Source organism: Anaerostipes amylophilus, from assembly GCF_025567365.1.
GTDB lineage: Bacteria > Bacillota > Clostridia > Lachnospirales > Lachnospiraceae > Anaerostipes > Anaerostipes amylophilus.
The window spans coordinates 220614-229862 of the sequence record NZ_JAOQJG010000002.1 but is presented as its reverse complement, the minus strand read 5'-3'; the positions used below and the strand labels follow the sequence as shown (position 1 = coordinate 229862).

At 36.9% G+C, this 9249-nt stretch carries 8 protein-coding genes; 1 reads left to right on the top strand and 7 read right to left on the bottom strand.

Annotation, left to right across the window (positions count from 1 at the left end; translation table 11 throughout):
• Positions 1 to 164: 164 nt before the first annotated feature.
• From OCV53_RS03615 to OCV53_RS03605, 3 genes are all read right to left on the bottom strand, one after another.
• Complete coding sequence (locus tag OCV53_RS03615; RefSeq protein WP_009202921.1) at positions 165 to 1106, bottom strand: RloB family protein; 942 nt, start codon at positions 1104 to 1106, stop codon at positions 165 to 167.
• A 3-nt stretch (positions 1107 to 1109) separates the two neighbouring features.
• Complete coding sequence (locus OCV53_RS03610) at positions 1110 to 2495, bottom strand: AAA family ATPase (protein WP_022374558.1); 1386 nt, start codon at positions 2493 to 2495, stop codon at positions 1110 to 1112.
• Between the two features lie 122 nt (positions 2496 to 2617).
• Positions 2618 to 3544, bottom strand: coding sequence for an AEC family transporter (locus OCV53_RS03605; RefSeq protein ID WP_055196604.1), 927 nt, complete (start codon positions 3542 to 3544; stop codon positions 2618 to 2620).
• 247 nt (positions 3545 to 3791) lie between these two features.
• On the opposite strand from OCV53_RS03605, the gene OCV53_RS03600 reads away from it, so the two are divergent.
• Positions 3792 to 5147, top strand: a complete 1356-nt coding sequence (locus tag OCV53_RS03600; RefSeq protein ID WP_055196603.1) for an MATE family efflux transporter — start codon at positions 3792 to 3794, stop codon at positions 5145 to 5147.
• 34 nt (positions 5148 to 5181) lie between these two features.
• Here the strand turns inward: OCV53_RS03600 and OCV53_RS03595 are convergent, their stop codons facing one another.
• The 4 genes from OCV53_RS03595 to OCV53_RS03580 all read right to left on the bottom strand — a co-directional run bounded on the left by OCV53_RS03595 (position 5182) and on the right by OCV53_RS03580 (position 9087).
• Positions 5182 to 6621: an alanine/glycine:cation symporter family protein gene (locus tag OCV53_RS03595; RefSeq protein ID WP_055196602.1), complete on the bottom strand. Its 1440-nt coding sequence runs from the start codon at positions 6619 to 6621 to the stop codon at positions 5182 to 5184.
• Between the two features lie 122 nt (positions 6622 to 6743).
• Positions 6744 to 7544 carry a metal ABC transporter permease gene (locus OCV53_RS03590; RefSeq protein ID WP_055196601.1) on the bottom strand — a complete coding sequence of 267 codons (801 nt, stop codon included), beginning with the start codon at positions 7542 to 7544 and terminating at the stop codon, positions 6744 to 6746.
• Positions 7541 to 8215 (bottom strand): metal ABC transporter ATP-binding protein, encoded by a 675-nt coding sequence (locus tag OCV53_RS03585; protein ID WP_022375421.1) that lies wholly within the window; start codon positions 8213 to 8215, stop codon positions 7541 to 7543. The genes OCV53_RS03590 and OCV53_RS03585 overlap by 4 nt, the downstream gene beginning before the upstream one ends.
• A complete protein-coding gene (locus OCV53_RS03580) occupies positions 8212 to 9087 on the bottom strand; it encodes a metal ABC transporter substrate-binding protein (protein WP_334299995.1) in 876 nt (291 codons plus the stop codon). The genes OCV53_RS03585 and OCV53_RS03580 overlap by 4 nt, the downstream gene beginning before the upstream one ends.
• Between the last annotated feature and the right edge of the window lie 162 nt (positions 9088 to 9249).

The window sequence follows — 9249 nt, the reverse complement described above, 5'->3', positions numbered from 1 at the left end:
CCCATGCCAGCTGCGAACCCGTCAAAAATACTGATAAAATGCTAATCGTTTTGCGGCAATAACTATTTTTAAGATATGTGATATATAGCGAAAGGTATTGGAAAGGAAACTGTTGGTTATAAAATACAAGAAACGCTCAAGTTATACATTTATCTAAAATACTACTATTTCCTCATATCCTCTATCAAAAGCCCTATATTACTCCCAATAGAATGTTTTAATCCTTCTATATCTTCGCAGAATTCTTTTTCATTTTTGATTGCTGTATCAATATTCCCTACAAATTCTTCCGCTTTGTAATTGCTTTTCTTATAGCTAGGATAAATTTTATGTAATTCATATTCTGCATATCTTTTTTTAGATGTTACCTTTGGATTTTCTGATAGTTTTTCTTGATCTAAGTCGAAAACTTTTTCTGAATGCATCAGTAGCCAAAATTCAAAACATGGATTGGTTACACAGAAACGAAATCCTTGTTCTTCACATTTTTGTTTTACATATTCATACTGTGATTCTATAAAACTTTCTTTATCTCTGTCTACAATTAAGCAAATTTCATCATAATTTTCTTCATATGTTAAGTCTTCAAACTTGATGATTTCTGGAATATATTGAATAATGTTGTCAATCTTATATTTTTGTCCTAATTCTGTCAAAACTTTATTACAAACAAATTCAGGATCATCAATAATATCTTCTAATGTTTTTTCAAATTCTTCTTCACATATTTGTTTCATTGTTTTCCAGATAGCCCTTTTCAACACTTTACTATTAATTATAATCTGTTTTTCATGAAAATAGTCAATAATTTTATCAAACAGGGTTTTGAAAGATATAGTTCCTGTATCTCTTTCCTTTAAATCTTGAATAACTCTATCCAATATTTTTCGAGGATTACTCCATCCTTCTTCACTAAAACATCTAATAATAGGCACTAGTTCTATTAATGAATTAAGCTCTATTTCTTTTCGCATATCTTCTATTGCATCAAAATATAATACTTCAGTATCTGAGCCTTCATATAGTAAAAAATACTTTTTTATAGCTTGCTTTGATTCTGATGCAACTGAACGTCTACCAAAACCAGAACCTTTTCTTTCTCTCATCCATTACTCATCCCCTTTCACAGGAAATACAGTACTGAATTTTGGAACTCCCCCATACCGTCCATCTAAATAGGCCTTATCTATCTTCTGGTCAAATCTTGTATTATATTCTTCCAAAGAATAAATATCACTTTCTCCTGTAATTCTTTTATTAACAAACCACACTTCGTCTCTTCGAAGAATATCAAAATCTAACAATCTTGATTCATGTGTTGTCACAATTAACTGAATATTCCTTTCTGCTGCCAATTGTAAATATGTTTCTACAAATTTACAAGTTAAACTTGGATGTAAACATCTATCCAGTTCATCAATCACATATGTTTTATTTGCTCCCGAAAGTAATACTTCTATTAAATCTAATATTCTAACCGTACCATCTGATTCTTCTGATAAATTAAACAAAATATTCTCTTCCCCATGCAAGAATTTAATTGTCTTTCCTTCAACTTTTCCGTTACTAGCAATATTTAAAATAAAAAAGTCTTTATTGGATCTCATCACAATTCCAATTTCTTTTAATTTCATACGATTTACTGTTACTTTTTTATTCTCTACATCCTTTAATATTTCTTCTTTAATTCTATTTGGAATCATTCTAAATATTTCTTCTGGATCTACATCTACCATCTGAAATCCTGTGATACCTGTTCCAAATGCTTTAATAATTTTACAAACTTCATCTATTTTTTCCGTTTTTGCCATATATGAATAGTCCGAAATTGGTCGATCTGGATAATTAATATCTAATTTTCGTTCTATCCACATATATACATTTCGAAATACTTTAAGATTATTATATTTTTCATATAGAGTTTTCTTATTTTTATTCATTATTGATAATAATAATACTTCTGAATCCTCTTGAATATCTTCGGCATAATTTTTTAATTTTTCATATGACTTTTTATCTCGTTTTAATTCACTGCTAAACTCGGTTTCACCATTTTCAATATCTCTAGTAAAAATATTTTTTTCACTGCCATCACTTTTAAGTTCAACAAGCCATTCTGAAACAAACTTGCTTTGACTTAAAATCACTTCAAATCCATATGCATAATATTTATCATCTAGCATAATTTCTAATTCAAAATAGCTTTTCTTTTCCTTATTTGCTCTGTCAGTTTTACAATACATGTCAGTGTGCCCTTTAGGAAGTCCATCTACAATTGTTTTTTTCATAAAATTCAATGCTTTTACTAAATTGGATTTTCCAGATGCATTCGCTCCATAAACAGCTGCAAATTTTAACAATTTAATTTTATCATTATCGTATATGTGCTCTCTCTTACTTCTAACTTTTCCAGCTATCATAGAAAATTCTTCTGATTGCCCTGATTCATTTTCAAAAAACGAAAGAAAATTCTTTACATTAAATCTAATTAACATTTTAGCACCTCCTATATTCATAGTTTACGTGATTTCCTCACTTACGTCAATATTTGACAATGTTTATTCGCATATTTTACATGTATTCTATGTGTTTTTTTCACATTTATTCATATTATTTTTTACATCTGATACAAATAAACAAACACCGGCATGGTAATTATAGATAACAACGTAGTCATAACATTAATCGCACTTGCATATTTCGAATCATTCCCATACACCTGACACATCTGTGTAACAGTCGATGCGCATGGTGTGATCGCTGCGAGGTATGTGATGAGAATTATCTTATCTCCTTGTGGATGCCACCCTCTCATTCCTAAGAGATTGATGACTGCTAATGCAATCAATGGTTGAATGATTAGTCTTAGTACTGTTACCAGATAGACTCTCTTGTTTGTAAAGATATCTTTTAGGTTTACTTCAGCGATCAGCATTCCTGTGACGATCATGCTTAATGGGCCGATCATGCCTCCCACAGATGAGAGCGTATTGTTGATGATCTCTGGGAATCTTATTTTTGTGAAGAATAGGATGACTCCTAGGAATACAGAGATCATATTGATGTTTAACAGGATCTTCTTTAGGTTGATCCCTTTTTCCCTGCTGATCATGTTTTTGCCCTGGCTCCAGATGAAGAATAGCTGGATACTCATGAACACACAGCCGTATACGACCCATTTTCCTCCTAATATATAGGTAACTAATGGTACGATCAGGTTTCCGGAGTTTGAGTAGTAGGCGGATGTGAATTCTACAGAGTCTAGGTGGAACATTTTTTGCATGATGTAGGTTACGAAGAGTAGTAAAAACTGCAGGATAATGGATGCTATGCAGGCTGTGATCAGTCCTTTGGTTACGTTTGGGCTGTAGTCTACCTGAAATGCGTTGATGATGACTGCTGGGATGATCAGGTATAGGATGATCTTTGAGAGGACTTTGCTGTCTTCTCCTTTTAATAACTTTGTTTTTACGATGATGTAGCCCATTAGGATCATTAGGAATAGCTGGGCAATCTGTTTAAATAGTAATATGCTCATTTGCATGGGTTGTGTTCCTTCTTTCTTATGTCTTATCTTTTTGTTTTGTTCTTTATTATATCATTATGAGCCTGTTTCGATTGTATCTTTTTTGGTTCGTTATTTTCTTTTGTTGATAATTTATTTAAAAAGAGTTAGAATTGTATCTGCTAAAAAGAGAGTTGTGTGGGTGCCCAGTCACCTTAAGTTTTCAGTTTCTTGCGAAACTGAAAACTTAAGGTGACTGGGCATAGGAGATAGAAGGGAGTTTTATATGAAGAATTCTTCATCTAAGCAGTCCGGTAAGATGGATATGCTTCATGGAAGTTTGTTAGATAAAATTTTATTATTTGCCATGCCGCTTGCTGCTTGTAGTATCTTACAACAGCTTTTTAATTCGGTTGGTACTGCGGTTGTCGGGCGTTTTGCGAGTAGTGAGGCTTTGGCTGCGGTTGGGAGTAATAGTTCTGTTATTTCTTTGATGGTTACTTTGTTTTCTGGAATTTCACTTGGTTCAAATGTTGTGATTGCAAACTATATTGGACAGTGTGATAAGAAACGTGTTCCTCGTGTGGTACATACAGCGGTTACGCTCGCTTTGTTAAGTGGTGTGTTTTTGCTTGTGCTTGGACAGTTTGTGGCGCATCCGATCCTTGTACTGATGGGTGCTCCGAAGAATATCATTCATCTGGCAACTTTATATCTGAGAATTTATTTTCTTGGAATGCCGTTTTTTATGTTGTATGATTTTGGGGCTTCGATCCTTCGTAGTATCGGGGATACGCGTCGTCCGATGTATGCTTTGATCGTGTCTGGTGTTGTGAATGTTATTTTGAACTTGTTATTTGTTGTAGTATTTCGTATGGGTGTTGCTGGAGCTGGTCTTGCTACGGTTGGTGCGAATGCGGTAAGTGCTGCGCAGATCATTTATTTTCTGATGCACGAGGAGCTTCCGATCCGTCTTTCTTTTCAGTCTTTGATGATCGATCGTGATGCGGTATCTAAGATCTTAAGGATCGGGGTTCCTGCGGGACTTCAGGGAATGGTGTTTTCGCTTGCGAATGTTTGTATCCAGTCTGGGATCAACAGTTTTGGTTCTGCTGGAATTGCTGGGTCTGCGGTGGAGCTTAATTATGAGTATTTTGCTTATTATCTTGTCAATGCATTTGCTCAGACGGTTGTTACGTTTACTGGGCAGAATTATGGAGCGAAGAATGAGAAGCGTTGTAAGAAGATCTTTCGTCTTGGTATGATGTGTAGTGTCATCTCCTGTGGAGTGCTTAGTACGATCTTTGTTGTATTCCGTACGTTCTTTATTGGATTGTTTACGAGTGACCCTGCGGTATATCGTTATGCTGTGATCCGTTTCTTATTTGTTTTGATGTTTGAGTGTTTAACAAGTTCTTATGAGATCAGTGGTGGATGCCTGCGTGGATTTGGGCGGTCTATGACCCCTGCGATCCTTACTGTGTTTGGGTCTTGTGTGTTAAGACTTGTGTGGCTTGCTACGGTTTGTCACTGGTTCCATGATTACAGGCTTTTGATGGTGATCTATCCGATTTCCTGGATGTTGACTGGAAGTATGGTTTTGGTGGCTTATTTTCGGACTCGGAAGAAATTATTTGTTTAAAAAATGGGTGTCCTTGGTTGGGACACCCATTTTTTTATTCATCTTCCTGCAAGGAAAACGCTCTTTCTTCTATATTTTTCTTCTTATCTGCTTCATAATCTTTCAATTCTTTGATCGCTTGTCCCGACATTGCATACAGGATGAAGATATTGAAGATCGTCATCAGTCCGATTCCGACGTCTCCTAAGTCCCATACGAAGGTATAAGTCTGGATTCCTCCGATAAAGAGCATGACCAGTGCTAATACTTTGTATGCTGTCTGTGATGCCCAGTTATCACCAAATAAGTATGCAACATTGGATCTTGCATAAAACAAGATTCCTAAGAATGTTGAGAAACTGAACATCCAAAGGATCACAGCGATAAAGATGACTCCAAAACTTCCAAGGTGGTAGTTCATAGCTGTCTGAAGTAGATTCATTCCTGTAAGACCGTCTGTCATACTCTGTGGTGCTAATAGCATCAGCATTGCGGTACAGCTGCAGATGACGATCGTATCGATAAATACTCCTAATGCCTGTACCAGTCCCATCTGTGCAGGGCATTCGCAGTCTGCGGCTGCGGCGGCACATGGGGCGGATCCTGATCCTGCTTCGTTTGAGAATAATCCTCGTTTCACACCATTCATAAGAACAGCTCCAAATCCACCGGCTGCGACTTGTCTTAGTCCAAAGGCTTCTTTGAAGATTCTTGCAAAGACTGCTGGAATACTTGTGATATTCGTTACGATCACAAAGATCGTGATCAGGAAGTATACGACTGCCATGATCGGTACAACGATATCTAATACTTTCACGGTTGCATTCTTTCTTAATACGATTACTGCTGCAATGATCACTAAGATGATCGTTGTGTAGATCGTTGGAATATGAAATGCATTGTTAAATGACTCCGCTACAGAATTGCTGACTACCTGACTGATCCCACACCAGCAGATCAGTCCTGAGATCGCAAACAGGACTGCGATCAGGGTATGTTTTTTCTTCTTGCCTTGTTTTTCTTCCATAAAATGATGGATATAGTACGCCGGACCTCCACGGTATCCTCCGTAGAGTGGATCTTTTTCTTTGTGAAGCTGGGCTAAAGTTGCTTCGATAAAGGCTGTGGATGAACCAAGTAAGGCTGTAACCCACATCCAGAAGACTGCTCCGGCCCCTCCTGCGGATACGGCTGCTACAACTCCGGTTAAATTTCCCATTCCGACACGGGTTGCAGTTGATACAATCAATGTCTGTAAGGATGAAAGAGTGCTTTTTTCGCCTTTATCCTTTTTGTTGCTTGCTGTCAGTACTTTTACCATATCTGGAAATAAGCGGATCGGTAGGAATCTTGTTTTTATTGTAAATACGATTCCTGCTGGAAATAATAACAGGATCAGAAGTGAGATTCCTAAACTTCCCCCACCTGGAAGTGGTATATGAATCCAGTCTCCCCACAGGAATTGATATACAGTTTCAATTAATTTGATGATCATTGATCTATCTTCCTTTCGTGATTGCTTCCAAAAAAGAAAGCATGCAATCTTGTTTTATATGCATGCTTTCTTTTCATTATATAAAATTTTGTTATGAAATTCAAGTAATATCGGGTCTTATCCTATTTTAAATATCTGCTTACCAATGTAAGGATCAAAAAGCATCCTACTTCTAATAACACGATCGTTCCTCCTGGTTTGAGTCCGATATAATAAGATAGTGTTAATCCGATCACCGTTGTGATCAGTGCTGTGATCACGCCGATGATCATAACAGCCTTATAGCTTCTTCCTACCTGCATTCCACATGCGATCGGGATAACGAGCATGGAGGATACGATCAGAGTTCCTACGGTTCTTGATGCGATGGATACGGTAAGGGCGGTTAACAGTGTGAAGATAAAGTTGATCGTCTTTACTGGTACACCACTGATCCTTGCTGCATTTTCATCAAATCCAATGTAAAATAGTTCTTTGTATAAAAGTAATACACAGAGTAATACTAAGGCACTGATCACGCATACGATCAGTAGTTCGTCTTTGCTGATCGAGATGATACTTCCAAAGAGGAAGCTGTTAAAGTTTGTTCCATTTTTTACAAAACCAGATAACACTCCGGCTAGTCCGATCCCTGTTGACATGATGATGGAGATTGCCATCTCTGAATATCTTGGAATCTTTCTTCGGATCGCTTCAACTCCTAGTGCTGCGAACAAACAGATCCCCATCGCTCCAAGGATTGGATTGATCCCAAGTAATAATCCGAGGGCTACTCCGGCTAAGGAAGCGTGAGAAAGTGCATCACCGATCATGGACATTCTTTTTAATACAATCGTGATTCCGATCAGTGGAGTGATCACTGCCAGAAGAATTCCTGTGATAAATGCTCGTTGCATAAATCCATATTGAAGCATTTCTATCATTGTTCCTCAATTCTCCCTTCATCCATTCTCAAAATACGATCACATCCTTTACAATCCTGTAATCTTCCATGTGTGATCATAAAAATAGTTGTTTTGTATTTTGTATTAATCTCATATAGCGTGTCATATAACGCTTTCGTTGATGTGGCATCAACTCCTGTTGTTGGTTCATCTAAGATCAGCAGTCTTGGATTTGAGATCATTGCTCTGGCGATCATCACTCGCTGCTGCTGCCCGCCGGATAATTCTCCAATTCTTCGCTTGAGGAATTCATCCATCCCGAATTCTTTTAATGTATCTTTGATCTTCTTTTTATGTTTCCTGTTTGGAAGATGGAATAAACCAAGTTCCTGATATAGTCCAGTTACCATGATTTCTTCAACCGTTGCCGGGAAACTCTGATTTTTGCTGATCCCATTCTGGGCAACGTAACCAATCTGTTTCTTTAATTTGGAATCATTGTCCATAATAATGATCTCTCCCTCATCTGGTTTCAGTTCTCCCAAAATAAGACGCATAAGCGTACTTTTCCCGCTTCCATTTTCTCCGGTTAATACGACATATTCCCCTTCATTGATCGTAAGATTGATCTCATCTAATACTTCTGTATCGCTGTAACCAAACTTTACATGATTTAGTTGTATCATTTTATCTATGCTTGTTTTGCTCATTCACTTAATGCCTCTTTAATCGCAGAGAGATTTTGTTTCATTACAGAAAAATAATCTTGCCCTGCTTTGATTTTCTTATTGCTTAATCCCTCGAGAGGGTTTAGCATCTTTGCGGATGCTCCTGTTTCTTTGGCAATGGTTTTTGCTACTTTCGGGCTTACCAATTCTTCAAAAAAGATCGTTTTGACCTTATGTTTCTTTGCAAATTCAATCACTTCGCTCATTTGTTTTGGATCTGGTTCATCATCTGCTGATAACCCTTCGATCCCCATCTGTTCTAAATCATATGCTTTGCACAGATATCCAAATGCTTCGTGTGCTACGACAAGTTCACGCTTTGAAACTTGTGCTAATTCTTTCTTATATTGTTGATCCAGCTCATCACATCGTGCTGCTTCTTTCTTATAATTGGCTTCGTAATAGTCTTTATTGTCTGGATCTGCTTTGATCAATGCTTTCTTGATCTGATTCATCTCGTATTTTGCATTCTGTGGATCTAACCATACATGTGGATCATTCTCACTTTCGTGCTCGTGATCATGTTCATGTGCATCGGTATCTTTCAACAATTTGATTCCTTTGGATGCTTCTACACTTGTTAATTCTTCAGTGTCAAGACTTTCCAATACATCATCCACCCACTGTTCCATTCCGGCTCCATTATATATGAAGACATCGGATTTCTCCAACTCGATCAGATCTTTCGTAGATGGCTCCCAATCGTGAGGTTCTGTACCAGCCGGTACCATATTCGTCACTTCAATTTTATCTTTGCCGATCTTCTTGGCAAAGTCATACATTGTATAGAAACTTGCAATAACTTTTAGTTTTCCATTCTTATTCTTCTTCGTTGTATTGCCTGTGCATCCCATCAGACATAAAGAGAGTGTTGTTATACATACTAATATAGATAGAAGTTTTCTTTTCATTGTTATACTCTTTCTTGGTTTTTATGTTCCCAAGGACCTTAAGTTCTTAAAACTTAAGGTCCCTGGGAGCTACGTACACTTATTTATAACAAACACAAGAAATAC

Bases quoted from the DNA above. Each gene is read 5' to 3' on its own strand.
- OCV53_RS03610 (WP_022374558.1), bottom strand. From the start codon at position 2,495: ATGTTAATTAGATTTAATGTAAAGAATTTTCTTTCGTTTTTTGAAAAT.
- OCV53_RS03595 (WP_055196602.1), bottom strand. From the start codon at position 6,621: ATGATCATCAAATTAATTGAAACTGTATATCAATTCCTGTGGGGAGAC.
- OCV53_RS03600 (WP_055196603.1), top strand. From the start codon at position 3,792: ATGAAGAATTCTTCATCTAAGCAGTCCGGTAAGATGGATATGCTTCAT.
- OCV53_RS03605 (WP_055196604.1), bottom strand. From the start codon at position 3,544: ATGCAAATGAGCATATTACTATTTAAACAGATTGCCCAGCTATTCCTA.
- OCV53_RS03585 (WP_022375421.1), bottom strand. From the start codon at position 8,215: ATGAGCAAAACAAGCATAGATAAAATGATACAACTAAATCATGTAAAG.
- OCV53_RS03615 (WP_009202921.1), bottom strand. From the start codon at position 1,106: ATGAGAGAAAGAAAAGGTTCTGGTTTTGGTAGACGTTCAGTTGCATCA.
- OCV53_RS03580 (WP_334299995.1), bottom strand. From the start codon at position 9,087: ATGGGATGCACAGGCAATACAACGAAGAAGAATAAGAATGGAAAACTA.
- OCV53_RS03590 (WP_055196601.1), bottom strand. From the start codon at position 7,544: ATGATAGAAATGCTTCAATATGGATTTATGCAACGAGCATTTATCACA.